At 68.0% G+C, this 13,931-nt stretch carries 16 protein-coding genes; 2 read left to right on the top strand and 14 right to left on the bottom strand.

Features of this window, described 5'->3' with window-relative positions:
* Window positions 1-433: 433 nt before the first annotated feature.
* Complete coding sequence (locus SYV04_RS37335; protein ID WP_321550820.1) at window positions 434-1,039, top strand: hypothetical protein; 606 nt, start codon at window positions 434-436, stop codon at window positions 1,037-1,039.
* Here SYV04_RS37335 and SYV04_RS37330 read toward each other — a convergent pair.
* From SYV04_RS37330 to SYV04_RS37310, 5 genes are all read right to left on the bottom strand, one after another.
* Entirely contained in the window at window positions 1,027-2,010 is a 984-nt protein-coding gene (locus SYV04_RS37330; RefSeq protein WP_321550826.1) for a hydrolase, read from the bottom strand. The genes SYV04_RS37335 and SYV04_RS37330 overlap by 13 nt on opposite strands.
* Window positions 2,011-2,085: 75 nt before the next feature.
* The gene (locus tag SYV04_RS37325; RefSeq protein WP_321550819.1) at window positions 2,086-2,379 is read right to left on the bottom strand and encodes a YkgJ family cysteine cluster protein; all 294 of its coding nucleotides are present in this window, start codon (window positions 2,377-2,379) and stop codon (window positions 2,086-2,088) included.
* Between the two features lie 39 nt (window positions 2,380-2,418).
* Window positions 2,419-3,588, bottom strand: a complete 1,170-nt coding sequence (locus SYV04_RS37320) for a hypothetical protein (RefSeq protein ID WP_321550818.1) — start codon at window positions 3,586-3,588, stop codon at window positions 2,419-2,421.
* A gap of 25 nt (window positions 3,589-3,613) precedes the next feature.
* Entirely contained in the window at window positions 3,614-4,570 is a 957-nt protein-coding gene (locus tag SYV04_RS37315) for a GNAT family N-acetyltransferase (RefSeq protein WP_321550817.1), read from the bottom strand.
* A gap of 3 nt (window positions 4,571-4,573) precedes the next feature.
* A complete protein-coding gene (locus tag SYV04_RS37310; protein WP_321550816.1) occupies window positions 4,574-5,248 on the bottom strand; it encodes a hypothetical protein in 675 nt (224 codons plus the stop codon).
* Window positions 5,249-5,405: 157 nt separating this feature from the next.
* Between SYV04_RS37310 and SYV04_RS37305 the strand changes: the two genes are divergently transcribed.
* The gene (locus tag SYV04_RS37305) at window positions 5,406-6,386 is read left to right on the top strand and encodes a DUF481 domain-containing protein (protein ID WP_321550815.1); all 981 of its coding nucleotides are present in this window, start codon (window positions 5,406-5,408) and stop codon (window positions 6,384-6,386) included.
* 75 nt (window positions 6,387-6,461) lie between these two features.
* On the opposite strand, the gene SYV04_RS37300 is transcribed toward SYV04_RS37305, so the two are convergent.
* From SYV04_RS37300 to SYV04_RS37260, 9 genes are read right to left on the bottom strand one after another with little or no spacing between them, the layout of a single operon-like run.
* Window positions 6,462-6,893: a cytochrome C oxidase subunit IV family protein gene (locus tag SYV04_RS37300; protein ID WP_321550814.1), complete on the bottom strand. Its 432-nt coding sequence runs from the start codon at window positions 6,891-6,893 to the stop codon at window positions 6,462-6,464.
* Window positions 6,894-6,905: 12 nt separating this feature from the next.
* Window positions 6,906-7,568, bottom strand: a complete 663-nt coding sequence (locus SYV04_RS37295) for a cytochrome c oxidase subunit 3 family protein (protein WP_321550813.1) — start codon at window positions 7,566-7,568, stop codon at window positions 6,906-6,908.
* On the bottom strand, window positions 7,558-9,237 hold the full coding sequence (locus SYV04_RS37290) for a cytochrome c oxidase subunit I (protein ID WP_321550812.1): 1,680 nt from the start codon (window positions 9,235-9,237) through the stop codon (window positions 7,558-7,560). The genes SYV04_RS37295 and SYV04_RS37290 overlap by 11 nt, the downstream gene beginning before the upstream one ends.
* The gene (gene coxB / locus SYV04_RS37285) at window positions 9,221-10,267 is read right to left on the bottom strand and encodes a cytochrome c oxidase subunit II (RefSeq protein ID WP_321550811.1); all 1,047 of its coding nucleotides are present in this window, start codon (window positions 10,265-10,267) and stop codon (window positions 9,221-9,223) included. The genes SYV04_RS37290 and coxB overlap by 17 nt, the downstream gene beginning before the upstream one ends.
* The gene (locus SYV04_RS37280) at window positions 10,264-11,139 is read right to left on the bottom strand and encodes an SCO family protein (RefSeq protein ID WP_321550810.1); all 876 of its coding nucleotides are present in this window, start codon (window positions 11,137-11,139) and stop codon (window positions 10,264-10,266) included. Before SYV04_RS37280 ends, coxB begins: the two co-directional genes overlap by 4 nt.
* A 16-nt stretch (window positions 11,140-11,155) precedes the next feature.
* Complete coding sequence (locus SYV04_RS37275; protein ID WP_321550809.1) at window positions 11,156-11,617, bottom strand: hypothetical protein; 462 nt, start codon at window positions 11,615-11,617, stop codon at window positions 11,156-11,158.
* Window positions 11,614-12,828 (bottom strand): hypothetical protein, encoded by a 1,215-nt coding sequence (locus tag SYV04_RS37270; protein ID WP_321550808.1) that lies wholly within the window; start codon window positions 12,826-12,828, stop codon window positions 11,614-11,616. The genes SYV04_RS37275 and SYV04_RS37270 overlap by 4 nt, the downstream gene beginning before the upstream one ends.
* Window positions 12,825-13,388 carry a c-type cytochrome gene (locus SYV04_RS37265; RefSeq protein ID WP_321550807.1) on the bottom strand — a complete coding sequence of 188 codons (564 nt, stop codon included), beginning with the start codon at window positions 13,386-13,388 and terminating at the stop codon, window positions 12,825-12,827. The genes SYV04_RS37270 and SYV04_RS37265 overlap by 4 nt, the downstream gene beginning before the upstream one ends.
* On the bottom strand, window positions 13,385-13,930 hold the full coding sequence (locus SYV04_RS37260) for a DUF3341 domain-containing protein (protein WP_321550806.1): 546 nt from the start codon (window positions 13,928-13,930) through the stop codon (window positions 13,385-13,387). Before SYV04_RS37260 ends, SYV04_RS37265 begins: the two co-directional genes overlap by 4 nt.
* Window position 13,931: the final 1 nt, after the last annotated feature.

The raw sequence follows: 13,931 nt of genomic DNA, 5'->3' as shown, positions 1-13,931 counted from the left end.
GCGGTACGGGGCAGTACGGGGCAGTACGGGGCAGGGCGGTGGGGTTGGGGCGGTACGGGGCAGTACGGGGTAGGGCGGCGGGGTCGGGGCGGTACGGGGCAGTACGGGGCAGTACGGTGTGGGGCGGTACGGGGGAGTTGGGCGGTGCGGGGCGGGTGGAGTGGGTCGGGCGGGTAGGGCGGGCGGTACGGCGGGTCGGGCGGCGGGCAGGGCGGGTCGGGCGGCGTGGGGTGGTGGGGCGTAGCGGTACCGTGGTGGGGATGGGGTCGGTCGAGGACGGGCGAGAAGGCACGGCGGAAGCACCTCGTGGCAACACGCCGGGTTGGAACGGCTCGGGGGTAAGGGCGAGTGGCGGGACGGAAGAGCCGGTTCCCGGTAGGTCAAGCACCTGCCGGGGCCGGCTGTCCTGGTCTTTGGGGGGAGGGTCGTGGGCATGAGGGCGGCGGTCACGCTAGGAGTTGCGGGGCTCCTGCTCGGGGGAACGGCGGCGGCGCAGCCTTCGGAGGTCACCCGCAGGACGCAGGACCCGGAGCGGCTGGCACCTCTTGGGCTGCTGCTGGATGCGGGAGTACCGGGAGGGGCAGGGCTGTCGGCGGCGTTCCGTCCATCGAGGCACGTGCGGCTGCACGTGGGCGCCACGCACAACGGCATCCGCCTGGGAGGCCGAGCGGGCCTGACGTTGTTACCCCTGAAAGGCTGGCTCACACCCAGCGCTTCATTCGAGGTGGGGCACGCGCTCTGCGGAGACGTGGAGAAGCTGACGCGGCGCATGGCGGACACGTCGCTGCCACCCACACCTTCGATGGAACGCGTGGGCTACTCCTACGCGAGCACGCACCTGGGCATCGAGTTCGGTAGGCCCGAGCGCTACATGTTCTTCCTGCGCGGCGGGCTGAGCTGGGTGCAGGTGGATGTGCCGGACGTGCGCGGCATGGCGGAGCCCTTCCTGGAGCGCCTCGGCACCGAGGGAGCTCAGGGCGGCCGCTTCTACTACACGATGCCGTCGGCGAAGCTGGGCTTCATCGTCTACTTCGGCTGAGCGGCGTTCACCGCATCGAAGAACGCGAGCACCTGGGCCTCGCCCCAGAATCGCGGCGAGTGCATGCGGCCCGAGACGAAGCCCACGTGGCCTCCCCGCTCGGTGAGCACGATGCTCAGGTGCGGATTGCTCGAGGCCTGGGGCGGGATGACGGGCTCCTCCAACATCGGATCATCGCAGGAGCTCAGCAGCAGCGTGGGCCGCTGGATGGCGTGGAGTCGAGGCCCGGAGGACGCCTCCGCGTAGTAGTGGGCCGCGTCCCGGAAGCCGTGCAACGGCGCGGTGACGGAGTCATCGAAGGCGCGGATGGTGTGCGCGGCCTCCATGGCCTTGCGATCGAAGGCGCCCGGAAAGCGCCGCAGCTTCTCGCGGCCCTTGTGCTTGAGCGTGCGCAGGAAGCGGTCTCGGTAGAGGCGCTGGAAGGGGCCGGGCCGATCCAGCTTGCGGCAGCAGGCGTCCAGGTCATACGGCGCGCTCACGGAGGCCGCGGCGGCCACGGGAGCCTCCGCGCCTGTCTCCTCCAGCAGCCGGCAAAGCACGTTGGCGCCCAGGGAGAAGCCCACCGCGTACAGCGGTCCGGTGATCCGGGTGCGCAGGTACTTCATCACCGCGAGCGCGTCGCCGATCTCTCCCGAGTGGTAGGAGCGCGCCAGGCGGTTGGGCTCGCCGCTGCAGGAGCGGAAGTTGAGGGCGGTGGCGCCCCAGCCCCGCTCGGCGGCGCCGCGGAGGATGGCGGTGACGTAGCCTGCCTTGGAGGAGCCCTCCAGCCCATGGAGCGCCAGGACGTGCGGCGACCCGGGCGCGCCATCGAAGGTGTCCAGGTCGACGAAGTCCCCATCGGGCAGCTCGCGCCGCTCGCGGCGCACCAGGGGCGCGCGGGAGGGGCGCACGAGCGCGGCGTAGATGGTCTGCGAGTGCGGAGAGGCCAGGCCGGCGGCGGGAGTGAAGGGCTCGTTCGGTTGGAAGCGCACGGAGCGGCGATAGCGCCAGGGGCTCGGCGAGACAAGTGCCTGGCGGGTCGTCCGGAGGGGCAATTGCCCGCCGGTTCACGCTCCGCCGCGGGCCCGGCGCATGGAGGTACAGCCCTTCTCGCGCGTCGCCTCGGCCTCGGCGGTGAGGCCAAAGAGGGCCAGGTACTTGTGGACGCGCTCCTCCAGCGTGGGCGCTTCAATCAAGCGGCACACCTCGTCGGCTCCATAGTCCCGACAGACCTGGGGCCTGCGCTCGTAGACGGAGCACAGGTTGTCGGCGCTGAGGTGCGGGCAGCGCATCCCCAGCGGCTTGTCCAGCGCGGCGATGTCCGGCGCCACGCAGCAGGCGCCACAGCGGGTGCATTCCATGGGCTCGGCTCCAGGTGACGCCAGGAGGCGTCACACCGCTCAACGCGGAAGCACCTGCTTCACTTCTCCGAAGTTGTCCACCTTGACGGACACCTGCTGGCCCTTCTTCCAACCGAGGTACTCCTGCTCGGTCTTGGGCTCATAGGTGTTCTGCTTCTTGCCGTCGTCCTCGTACTCGACGTGGACGGTGTACTTCTCCTCGCGGCGCAGGCGGTCGGCCGCGCTCACCGACAGCTCCGGCCAGCGCGGAGGCTCTCCGTCCCCGCCCGCGGCGTCCTTGCGCCCCAGCTCCTTCCACTCGTACGTGTCATAGCTGCACTGCTGGGCGTAGACCGGCTCGTTGCGGTAGCGCGTCTCGTTGTCGCAGTCCTCGTAGGACTCGCTGCAGTACTTCGTCACGTCCTCGCAGACTTCCTCCTTGAAGCCGTTGCCCTTGTCGCGCGTGCGGCACTTCTCCTCGGTGCCGCAGGCCACCTTGCGTGACTTCGTCCGGCACACGCGCTCGGTGCCGTCCGCCACCTTCCGGGTGCCGCGCTGGCGCGAGACACAGCCGCGAACGTTCTCCACGCCCGCCACCTCGCCCGCGCCGTTGACGGGCATGCGCGGCGCCTGGTTCTTCAGCTCATCCTGCCAGCCCTGCTTCGTCACCGCCGTGAAGCGCTCCTGGAACACGGTGCGCCGCCACTCGGTGTTCGTGACCTGGCCTGTGTAGTCGTGTGTCTGGGAGCCCCACCAGCCGAACACCAGCGTGGTGAAGCAGCAGAAGACCGGGATGCCGATGAGCACCATGCCGACCTTGCCCAGCCCCTTCTTCGGAGGCTTCGCGGGCGGCGGAGGCTGCTGGCGCGGGGGCTGGGGCGGAGGCATGCCGGGATCGGCCTCCTCCTTCAGGGCCTTGGCGTCCCCCGTGCGCTCGGCGCTGCAGTGCTTGCAGGCCGTCTGGTCGCCCCGGTTGGAGGCGCCGCAATAAGCGCAGAACCAGTCCGCCCCGGCGTTGGCCATCTCCAGGGCCTTCTCATCGTTGACGCCCTCGCGCAGGGACTTGCCCGTGGCCGCATCCGTGCCCCCGAAGTCGAACTCGGACTCCTTGCCCGTCAGCTCGCGCGGGTTGTTGCAGGTGGGGCACTTCTTGTGCCGGGCGAGGATGCCCTTCGTGTCACACGAGGTGCAGTTCCACGTGCCCTCGATGATCCGGATGCGCTTGGCCATGCCCCCATCCTAACCGCAGCCGGCCCTAGACCCAGAGGGCCCGGGGGATAGGCGTAGCCTCCGCCAGCGCCAGGCCCGGCCGCAGGGAGCGCAACATGGGCAGCGAGCCTTCCCGTGCCTCGCGCACCGCGCCTGGAACACCGGCCAGCAGTGGCGCCGCCGCGGGCTCCTCCCACAGCACCACGCGCGACAGGCCCGCGCGGTGGGCCACGCGCCGGGCGGACCGCAGCAGCGCGGCCGCCGCCTCCGGCGTGCGCGCGTCGAACATCAAGACCATCAGGGTGCTGCTCTTGCCCACCATGTACCAGAGCGCGGTGGACTCACCCGCCGTGGCGCCGTTGGCCTCGGGGCGAGGGCGCGGCAGCAGCTCCGAGTAGATGCGCTCCCGCTCCAGGTGCCAGTCGAGCTGCGCGGGGGTGGGCCAGTAGAAGAAGGGCACCTCGGGCCTTCGCATGCGCGCGAGCGCGGAGCCCATCTCCGTCTCCGGCAACAGCCGGTCCACCCCCTCGGAGGGCTCGCCGGGCTCCGGCTCGAAGCGCCAGTCCCACGCCGGCGTCTCCCGGTAGCCAGAGCGGCGGTAGAGCGGGGCGCCCACATCCGAGAGGAGCAGTGCGCTGTGGACGCGGGGCGAGGCACGCTCGAGCTCCGAGGCCAGGAGGTCCATCAGCCGGGTGGCATGGCCCTTCCCACGCAGCCGCTCCTCGGTGAAGACGCTGGCGATGGCGTAGCTGTCCCCGGCCTCCAGCGAGCCGTCGGCGGCGCGCAGGAAGCTGTCGGTGCGGTACGTCTCGCACGAGGCGAGCACCTCTTGGTTGTCCGCGCACAGCAGCCACGTCTTCAGCTCCGCCTGGGCCCAGGGGTGGGAGCGCAGCCGGTACTCACGCGTGACGTAGCCCTCCACGGTGAGGGGCGGCCCCCAGGCGGGGTAGTTGACGAGGTCCCGCTCGTACCTCTGGGCGTCAGTGGCGAGGACGAGGCGCATGGCTCACAGGCTGACGGTGACCGGGACGCGGAAGTGGAGCAGCATGTACGCCTGTCCCACGTGGAAGATGGAGGCATCCAGCGGTTTGATCTCGTTGAAGGTGCCCAGCTTCTGGGGGACGTACAGCGCCGAGGCCCACCCGAAGCTGACGAGGAAGCTCTTGCTGATCTGGAACTCGAGATCCGCGCCGAGCTGAAGCCCCGGCCGCAGGAAGTGCGTGTCCGGCAGCCGGTCCGAGAACAGATACGCGTACGTGAGGATCAACCCCGCATCGAGGGACAGGCGCACCGGGCTGGGCGTGAGCCCGAGGCCGAAGCCCAGCGGCTTCCACGTGGCGCCATACATGCCCGTGTCCCGGTACTTCGGCGAGATGATGATGCTGTCGGGGATGAGCTTGACGACGCCGGGCGCGTAGCGAATCTCGCTGATGCCCGAGAGCCGGCGGCGCTGGCTGCGGGGGATGAGGGCCTGGTTCTTCTTCAGCCACTCCTTGTCGAGCACCGCCTCCACGGAGATCTTCAACCCGGTGTGGATGGGCTGATCCTCGAACACCGGCCCGAAGAAGAGGAAGGCGGCGGGGCCGACGGCGATGTCCACGGGGGCGGTGATGCGCCGTTGGGCCATGGAGGCGCCGGGAAGCAGCAGCACGGACAGCAGAGCCAAGGGGGCGAGCTTCATGGCGGTTCCCTCCAAAAGGGCGGCGAGCGCCCAGGACTCAGAGTAAAAGGCCTGCGCGACAATGTCGCCAACCCCTCCGCAACGGATGGCCTCCTGGCGCGTCAGTCGCTCACGCTACTCCGGCAGTCGGGGTGGCTCCTCACTGGATGATTCGCACATGTTGACCGCATTCCTCATCGCTACCTCGCTCCAGACCCAGACTCCTGCTCCTCCCGCTTCCACCGCCGCGGACGCCGCCTCCGAGCGAGCCGCCGCCGCCGCCGAGAAGGCCGCCGCCGCCGCCGAGAAGGCCGCCGAGGCCAGCGCCCGCATGGCCGACGCCGCCGAGCGCCTGAGCCAGTCCCTCACCCAGCCGCCTCCGGCTGCTCCCGCCGCGCCGGCCGCCCCCGCCGCGGAGGCGAAGAAGGACGAGGCCCCGAAGGAGGACCCCTGGAAGGGCACCGTGGGCCTGGGACTCATCGCCCTGTCGGGCAATGCCTCGACGTTGACCTTCAACGGCCTGGCGTCCGCCGAGCGCAAGACGCGCCAGTGGATCTACTCCGCCAAGCTGCAGGCGGTGTACGGCCGCAGCCGCCTTCCGGCCACCGAGACGGAGGAGGAGCGCACGCAGGTGGTGGCGCTCGCCGCCGCCGCCCAGGTGCGAGGAGACCGACGCTTCACCAAGGTGGTGAGCGGCTACCTGCTGGCGGGCGCGGAGACGGACCACATCAAGAGCGTGGAGGCACGCGGCATCGGCGAGGCCGGCGCGGGCATCAGCTGGTGGGACGAGAAGGACGAGCAGGGGCGCTCTACCTGGCTGCGCACGGACCTGGCCTTCCGCTACTTCCGCGAGACGCGCTTCCAGTACTACCCCACCCGGATGGACCTGCCGGACGTGGACCTCGGAGGTCCGCGCGTGGGCATTTCGCTGGGCTACGGCCTCTCCAAGGACATCATCTTCACCGAGGAGGCGGAGGCGGTGCCGAACGTGCTCGGCGAGTCGCGCCTGCTCTTCAACAGCACCTCCAAGCTGTCGGCCCGGCTGACGGAGTCCCTCTCGCTGGGCACCAGCCTGATCATCACCTACGACAGCGCGCCTCCGGTGGGGAAGGTCTCCACCGACACGGCGCTCTCGGCCAGCGTCGAGGTGGCCTTCTAGCCACCCCGCAGACGCCACGCGGCGCCGGGGAGACCCTCGGCGCCGCGCGGAGACAGCTTGCGGACCTGAAGCGAACTACGGGTGCGTGTCGGGCGGCTTGAGCTGGCCACCGTGCGTGGACGCTGGCTGCTTGTGCGGCGGGAAGTTCAGGTCCGGCAGATCGCTCAGGTGCGAGCCCGGCGGGTTGGCGCCACGGAAGCGGGTGGCGAAGTCCGCCATCGGGGCGATGATCATCAGCACCACGAAGAGCACCGACACGCCGATGACCAGGCGGTTGGCTCCCTTGTGGTCCACCAGGTGCATGAAGAACAGCAGCACCAAGGTGCCCTTCACGGTGGCGATGACGAGCGCCAGCAGCAGGCCGAAGTCCGGCAGGTGCATGCGGCCCGTCACCACCGTGATGATGGTGAAGATGAGGAGCGCACCCCAGACGATCCAGTAACGACCTGAACCGTGGTGCTCCTGCATGTTGTGCTCTTCCGAGCGGGACTCGTTGGCCACGGACATGATGCGCGGCTCCTAGATGAGGTACAGCAGGGGGAAGAGGAAGATCCACACCAGGTCGACGAGGTGCCAGTACATGCTGCCCAGCTCGACCGCGACATAGTTGTTGGGGCCAAAGTTCTTCTGGCGCACGGCCCGAATCGTCAGCCACAGCAGCACGCCCATACCGATGGTGACGTGGAAGGCGTGGAGCCCCGTGGCCATGAAGTAGACCGTGTAGAAGATGGGGGCTCCGGCGGTCTGGATCTTCGCGTAGTGGTAGTACTTACCCGGCAGCGCGCCGTCGTGGATCTTGTGGCTGTACTCGAAGCCCTTGATGACGAGGAACGCGGCGGCCATGACCAGGGTGAGCGTGAACATCAACGCCACCAGGTTGTTCTTGCCCTCCTTCGCGTAATGCACGGCGAGCGCCGCCGTGAGCGAGGAGGTGATGAGCACCACGGTGTTCACCGTGCCCATCACCAGGTCCAGGCTCCGGCTGGCCTCGGCGAACGCCTCCGGGAACAGGAAGCGGTAGCAGGCGTAGCAGGCGAACAGACCGGCGAAGAGCAGCACTTCGGTCGACAGGAACAACCACATGCCCAGGCGGGCCGCGTGGTTCTGGACCTCCAGCGAGGCGAAGTGGCCCGCCAGCCGGGGAACGGGCCCCGCTCCCGCGGGGTGAGCACTAGACTGCATCGGGCACCTCGGCCTTCTTCGGATCCACGTAGAAGTGCGGCTCTTCCGGGTAGGTGGGCTGCGGGCCCACGAAGTTGTGCGTCGGCGGCGGCGACTCGCTCGTCCACTCGTAGCCCTTGCTGCGCCACGGGTTCTTGCCCGACGCCCGGCCGTACACCAGCGCGTGCGTCAGGTAGATGGCGATGATGATGAAGCCGAAGGCCAGCAGCGAGGCGCCCGCCGTGGAGGCCACGTTCAGCGCCTGGAAGCGCTCCGGGTAGTCATAGTAGCGCCGGGGCATACCCGCGTTGCCCAGCAGGAACTGGGGGATGAACGTGGCGTTGAACCCCAGGATGATGAGCGCCGCGGACACCAGGCCCCACCCCTCGTGGTACATGCGCCCGAACATCTTCGGGAACCAGTAGTGCAGCGCCGCCAGGAAGCCCATGATGGTCGCGCCCACCATGATGAAGTGGAAGTGCGCCACCACGAAGTAGGTGTCGTGCCAGGGGATGTCCAGCGACGTGGTGCCCAGCGCGATGCCCGTCATGCCGCCGAACACCGTGAAGAACAGGAAGCCGCAGAAGTAGGCAAACGGCGTCTTGAAGTCCACCGCGCCCTTGTAGACGGTGCCCACCCAGTTGAAGACCTTGATGGCGGTGAACACGCCCACCAGCATGGTCAGCACGCCGAACACGCCCGCGTCGAAGGTCGACTGACCCGACACGAACATGTGGTGGCCCCAGGCGAAGAAGCCCACGAACGCGATGCCAATCGAGGAGTAGGCCACTGCGCGGTAGCCGAAGATGTTCTTGCGGCTGTAGGTGGCGACGATCTCGCTCATCACTCCGAACGAGGGCAGCACCATGATGTACACGGCCGGGTGGCTGTAGAACCAGAACAGGTGCTGGAAGAGCACCGGGTCGCCGCCGCGCGCCGGGTCGAACATGCCGATGTTGAACAGGTTCTCACCGATGACCAGCAGCATCAGCAGGCCGATGACGGGGGTGGCCAGCACCTGGATGCAGCTGGTGGCGTAGGCGGCCCACACGAACAGCGGCAGCTTGAACCAGGTGATGCCCGGCGCACGCATGGTGTGCACCGTGACGATGAAGTTCAGGCCCGTGGCGATGGAGCTGAAGCCGATGATGAAGGCGCCGAAGAGCACCGGCGCCACCGTCGTCGTCGTGTGCGTGCTGTAGGGCGCGTAGAACGTCCAGCCCGTGTCCAGGCCGCCGTTGAGCATGCCCCACACGGCGAACAGCGCGCCCGTCATGTAGATGTAGAAGCTGGCCAGGTTCAGCTTGGGGAAGGCCACGTCCTTGGCCCCCAGCATCAGCGGCAGCACGAAGTTGCCGAACGCCGCCGGGATGGCAGGGATCATGAACAAGAAGATCATGATGATGCCATGCAGCGTGAACGCCCGGTTGTACGTCATGGCGTCCATGACCGTCGGGCCCGGCGTGAGCAGCTCCAGCCGGATCGACATCGCGAAGATGCCGCCGATCAGGAAGAAGAACAGCACGGCGCCCAGGTACATGAGCCCGATGCGCTTGTGGTCCACCGTGAGCAGCCACGACTTGATGGTCGTGCCGTCGACCAGGTAGCTCGGGTGGGCGTGATGATCGCCATGGTGAGGGTCCTGCGCGGGCAGGGCACCCTCGGCGGTGGTGCTATTGGACGGGGTCATAAGCGGGTCCCTCCGAGGCGCCCTCGCGGACGTTCGCGGTGCGCAGCGACTTGATGTACTCGACGATGGCGGCCGTCTCTGGGCCCTGCAGCTTGCCCTGGAACGTGGGCATCACGTTCTGGTAGCCGGACACCAGGTGCGCACCCGGGTCCATCATCGACTGGGTGATGTAGGCCTCGTCCACGCGGATCGTCTGTCCGTCGGCGAGCTTCTCGTTCCGGTCATACATGCCCAGGAAGGTGGGGCCGATGTGCGGAGCGCCGTCCACCGAGTGGCACTTGAAGCAGCCCTGCGTGCCGGCCAGTTTCTGGCCCTGCTCCACCATGCGCGCCACGGGCGGCACCAGCGAGGTGTCGGCCAGCGCGTCCTGGCGGTTCTGCAGCCGGCCGCGGTTCTGCTCCTTCATCCACTCCTCGAAGTCCTCCGGCGCGAGGACGACCACCTCGGCCAGCATCTTCGAGTGGGACAGGCCGCAGTACTCGGTGCAGAGCACCTGGTAGGTGCCCGGCTTGGTCGCCTCGAACCAGATCTGCGTGTAGCGACCCGGCAGGGCGTCCATCTTGATGCGGAAGGCCGGCACGTAGAAGGAGTGCAGCACGTCCCGCGAGGTGATGAGCAGACGCACCGGGCGGTTGGCCGGCACGTGCAGCACGTTCACCCCGTTGGGGCCTTCCGGATAGGCGAACTTCCACATCCACTGCTTGCCCATCACGTAGACGTCCATCGCGTCCTTGGGAGGCGTGGTCACCCACACGAAGTCCCGGAAGCCGATGGCGAACCACGCCAGGAAGAACACGAGGGGCACCGAGACGAAGAGGAACTCCGTCTTCAGTGAGGGGACCACGTACTCGGTGGTCTGGTTGGGCGTGCGCCGGCGGAAGCGGAAGAAGAAGAACAACGCCGCCAGACCCACGCCCGCCGACATCACCATGGTGGTGCCGACGACGAAGTAGTGGAGGACGTCGATTCTTTCCGCGAACGTCGACGCGCGCTCCGGGAGGAAGAGGATTTTATTGGCAATATCGCTCATGCCACAGCGCCTTTCTTCAGCTCGCGCCTCCAGAAGTAAATCAACATCCCCGAGAGGGCCAGGAACACCAGCATCCCTCCCGTGCGGATGAACCCGAAGATGTAGAAGCCGTACCGCCGCGAGGCGGTGTCATACTTGAAGCAGGACAAAACGATGCGGTCGAAGCTGGTGCCCACCCGTCCGCCGGCCGCCTCGAGCAGCGCCAGCTTCATGTCCTTGGCGGGGAACGTGGTGCCGTACAGGTACCGGGAGATGCTGCCCTCGGGCGTGGTGACGTGTACCACGGCGGGGTGGGCATACTGCTTGGTGGCCGCGTCGTAGGTGTACTTGAAGCCCACGGCGTCGGCGAGCTTGCGGATGTTCTCCTCGTTGCCGGTGAGGAAGCGCCAGGGCGCCGTCTCCGGCTTGCCCATGGCCTGCAGCTGGCGCAGGCGCCGGTGCTTGCTCTGGGCGGGAGTGTCCTTCGGGTCGATGCTGACGGTGACGGCCTCGTAGTCCTTGCCCAGCTCCAGCCCCAGCTCGCGCATGGCGCTCACCTGGCCGTTGAGCACCAGGTTACAGAGCATGGGGCAGTCGTAATACACCAGCGTCACCAGCGTGGGCTTGTCCTTGGGGAGGACCTGGCCCAGCGTCACCTCGTTGCCCTCCTCGTCCGTGAAGCGCGCCATCAGCGGCAGCGGCTCGCCGATGTGCTCCTCCACGTCCACCCCGGCCAGCTGCGGAGGCAGTTCGGCGTTGCTGACCGCCTCGGTGATGGGGCGCGGGGTAATGCCACCGCCCGGCAGCGCGAAGGCCGGCGCCGTGGCGACCAGCACCAGCACCGCCAGAGCGGACCCGGCGAGCCGGGTGAGAGTGGAGAGGGAGGGGGACATCTGAATCGAGGTCAGGCTAGCGAGGCGTGGGGGTAGGGGAGGGGGGCGTCTCCGGCGCGGGGGCCGGGGCCGGAGGAGGCGGAGGGGGCCGCTTCGCGTCGGCGATGACGCGCTCCATGGCCTGGTCGATCGGCGTGAGCGCGGCGGCGCCCTGCTCGCCCGTGCCGTTCTTCAGGGCCTCGTGCTGGCCGCGGATCTTCTCCTCGGCGTGGAAGTCCTGGTCGAAGAGGCGCTGGTTGACGATGCCGATCTCGTACTGCCCCATCGCCGCCGGCTTGCCCGGAGGGCCGTCGGGGAGAATCGCGTTCTCGGTGGCCACCTGAATGCGCCAGGCCCAGATGCCGCCGACGATGAAGATGACCAGCGAGATGATGCCCACCTGGATGACCTTGGAGAGGACCAGATGGTCCTCCTCGGCCGCCACGCCATGCGCGCCGACGATGACGCGCGACTCCTGCTCCACCTGGGTCTTCTTCATGGCTGCACGTACCTCAGGGACTCAGAGATGTACGGGTCCTTCACCGGCACCGTGTACTTGCCGCGGATGCGGTACAGCGCGAAGGCCACGGAGGTGCCGCCCACGCCCACGAAGGCGGTGATGAGCGTCCAGTGGAAGGACGGGCCGCTCTGGTTGAAGGCCGGCCAGATGAGCCAGTACAGGTCCACCGCGTGGATGACCAGCAGGTACACGGCCACCACCGCCAGCTTGCGCGGCTGCAGCTTCAGGTTGCGCGACAGCAGGATGCCGAACGGAAGCAGGAAGTGCAGGAAGAAGATCGCGATGGACATGTTCCGCCACCCGCCGAAGATGCGCAGGTTGTACCAGGGCGCCTCCTCCGGGATGTTGGCGATCCAGATGAGCATGAACTGGGAGAAGCCGATGTAGGCCCAGAACGCGGTGAAGGCGAGCATCAGCTTGCCCAGGTTGTGGAAATGAGCCGGTGTCACCAGGTTGCCGTAGAGGTCCTTGCCCTGAGCGTTCACCGTCACGATCGTCAGCACGCAGAAGGCGGCCAGGAAGCTGCCGGCGAAGTAATAGACGCCGAAGATGGTCGACTGCCAGAGCGGCGTGAGGCTCATCATCCAGTCGAAAGCAGCGAAAGTAATGGTGAGCGCAAGGAAGGGTAGGGAACCCGGGGAGAACATGCGCGCCTTGACGGTGAGTGCGAGCTCACCCACCTCGTCCTGCCGCGTGCTCCAGGAGTGCAGGCGGTGGCTGACGAACGTCCACACGCCGAAGTAGATGAGCTGGCGCACGGCGAAGAAGGGCACGTTCAGGTAGCCGTGCTGCTTGTGGCTCAGGTGCTCGAGCTCCACCTCGTTGAAGCCCTCCAGGAGCCGCGCGTCCGCGCCGGGCACCCAGGGGTAGAGGTGCTTGAGGCCCAGGGCCACGCCCACGAAGAGCAGGGCGAAGATGGGCACCGAGATGGCCATCGTCTCCATGGCCCTGCGCAGCACCGTCATCCACTTGGCCTTGGCCGTGTGGAAGATGGCCACCATGAGCAGGGCGGCCACGGAGATGCCCACCCAGTACACGAAGGCGATGAGGTAGCTGTGCGAAGCGGCGCGAGCGCCCTCTTCGCCGCCAATGAAGGCCCCGACGGCCGTCAGCACCAGGCCGAGGATGCCCAGGCCGCCCGCCAGCGGCATGAGCTTGGGCGTTCCGGTGTAACGCTCCACGGAAATCATCGGTTCTCCTGAGGAAGGGGCTGCGCGCCGCCCGCGCGAGCGGACTGGAGCGCGCGCACGTAGGCGACCACGGCCCAGCGCTCCCGGGTGTTCAGCTCGCCGCTGAAGGACGGCATGACGCCGTAGCCCTCGTTGATGGCGGCGTAGAAGTGGCCGGTAGGCTTGCTCGACAGCTCCAGCAGCGACGGAGGCAGGCGCAGGCCCATGTTCTCCGCGACGACGCTGTTACCGTCGCCGAGCACGCCGTGGCACTGCGAGCAGACGATGTTGTACTTCTTCTGCCCCAGTTGCAGCAGGGCCTTGTCCACCGGAATGGCCTGGGGGAAGGCGTTGACGAACTGAGCCCCAACACGGCCCGTCGTCAGCCCCGGGTCACCCACCAGCCGCTCGCGCGGGATGGTGCCCTCGGGCGGCGTGCGCATGGAGCGCCCGTCGGCCCAGAACTCCGAGGCCTCGTAGTACTCGTACTTGGACTGGTCCTCCATGCGATGGAGGACTTCCGAGGGGATTTCGCAGCCAGTGAGGGTCGCGAGCCCCACGGCGGGGATGAGCCACCTCATTCCTTCTCTCCCGTGACGACGGTCACCTGGGTGGCGCCCAGGGACTCGAGCTGCTTGGTGGCGTCCTGCACATTGACTCCCACCGTCGCCGGCACGCTCAGCCAGAAGCCGTGCGTGGAGGCGCTGCGGAACGCTTCGTGCTCGAACACCGGGTGGTAGGGCTGCGGCAGCCGGCTGAGGCCCAGCAACCCGAAGAAGATACCGAACGCCGCCATGAGCACCCCCAGCTCGAAGGTGATGGGGATCCACGCCGGCAAGCTCAGCAGCGGACGACCACCCACGTTGATGGGGTAGTCGATGGTGTTCATGAACGTCTGCATGGCCAGGGCGGTGCAGACGCCGGTGATGCCACCGCCCAGGGCGATGAAGGGCACCTTCGAGGGCGGCAGACCCAGCGCCTCGGACCCGCCGTGCAGCGGGTACGGGGAGTAGGTGTCCATTCCCTGGAAGCCCTTGAGACGCATCTCGTTGGTGGCCTTCACCAGGGCGTCGGGCGTGGCGAACTCGGCCAGCACCCAGCTATCGAGAACCGGGGTGTCCATG

Source organism: Hyalangium ruber, assembly GCF_034259325.1.
GTDB classification, from domain to species: domain Bacteria; phylum Myxococcota; class Myxococcia; order Myxococcales; family Myxococcaceae; genus Hyalangium_A; species Hyalangium_A rubrum.
Note: the sequence above shows the minus strand (reverse complement) of the source record. Positions and strands in the feature narration are given on the sequence as shown.

Coding starts and splice junctions, on each gene's coding strand:
- SYV04_RS37300 (WP_321550814.1), bottom strand. CDS start 6,893: ATGTCCGTGGCCAACGAGTCCCGCTCGGAAGAGCACAACATGCAGGAG.
- coxB (WP_321550811.1), bottom strand. CDS start 10,267: ATGAGCGATATTGCCAATAAAATCCTCTTCCTCCCGGAGCGCGCGTCG.
- SYV04_RS37290 (WP_321550812.1), bottom strand. CDS start 9,237: ATGACCCCGTCCAATAGCACCACCGCCGAGGGTGCCCTGCCCGCGCAG.
- SYV04_RS37265 (WP_321550807.1), bottom strand. CDS start 13,388: ATGAGGTGGCTCATCCCCGCCGTGGGGCTCGCGACCCTCACTGGCTGC.
- SYV04_RS37315 (WP_321550817.1), bottom strand. CDS start 4,570: ATGCGCCTCGTCCTCGCCACTGACGCCCAGAGGTACGAGCGGGACCTC.
- SYV04_RS37260 (WP_321550806.1), bottom strand. CDS start 13,930: ATGGACACCCCGGTTCTCGATAGCTGGGTGCTGGCCGAGTTCGCCACG.
- SYV04_RS37295 (WP_321550813.1), bottom strand. CDS start 7,568: ATGCAGTCTAGTGCTCACCCCGCGGGAGCGGGGCCCGTTCCCCGGCTG.
- SYV04_RS37325 (WP_321550819.1), bottom strand. CDS start 2,379: ATGGAATGCACCCGCTGTGGCGCCTGCTGCGTGGCGCCGGACATCGCC.
- SYV04_RS37280 (WP_321550810.1), bottom strand. CDS start 11,139: ATGTCCCCCTCCCTCTCCACTCTCACCCGGCTCGCCGGGTCCGCTCTG.
- SYV04_RS37335 (WP_321550820.1), top strand. CDS start 434: ATGAGGGCGGCGGTCACGCTAGGAGTTGCGGGGCTCCTGCTCGGGGGA.
- SYV04_RS37320 (WP_321550818.1), bottom strand. CDS start 3,588: ATGGCCAAGCGCATCCGGATCATCGAGGGCACGTGGAACTGCACCTCG.
- SYV04_RS37275 (WP_321550809.1), bottom strand. CDS start 11,617: ATGAAGAAGACCCAGGTGGAGCAGGAGTCGCGCGTCATCGTCGGCGCG.
- SYV04_RS37305 (WP_321550815.1), top strand. CDS start 5,406: ATGTTGACCGCATTCCTCATCGCTACCTCGCTCCAGACCCAGACTCCT.
- SYV04_RS37270 (WP_321550808.1), bottom strand. CDS start 12,828: ATGATTTCCGTGGAGCGTTACACCGGAACGCCCAAGCTCATGCCGCTG.
- SYV04_RS37310 (WP_321550816.1), bottom strand. CDS start 5,248: ATGAAGCTCGCCCCCTTGGCTCTGCTGTCCGTGCTGCTGCTTCCCGGC.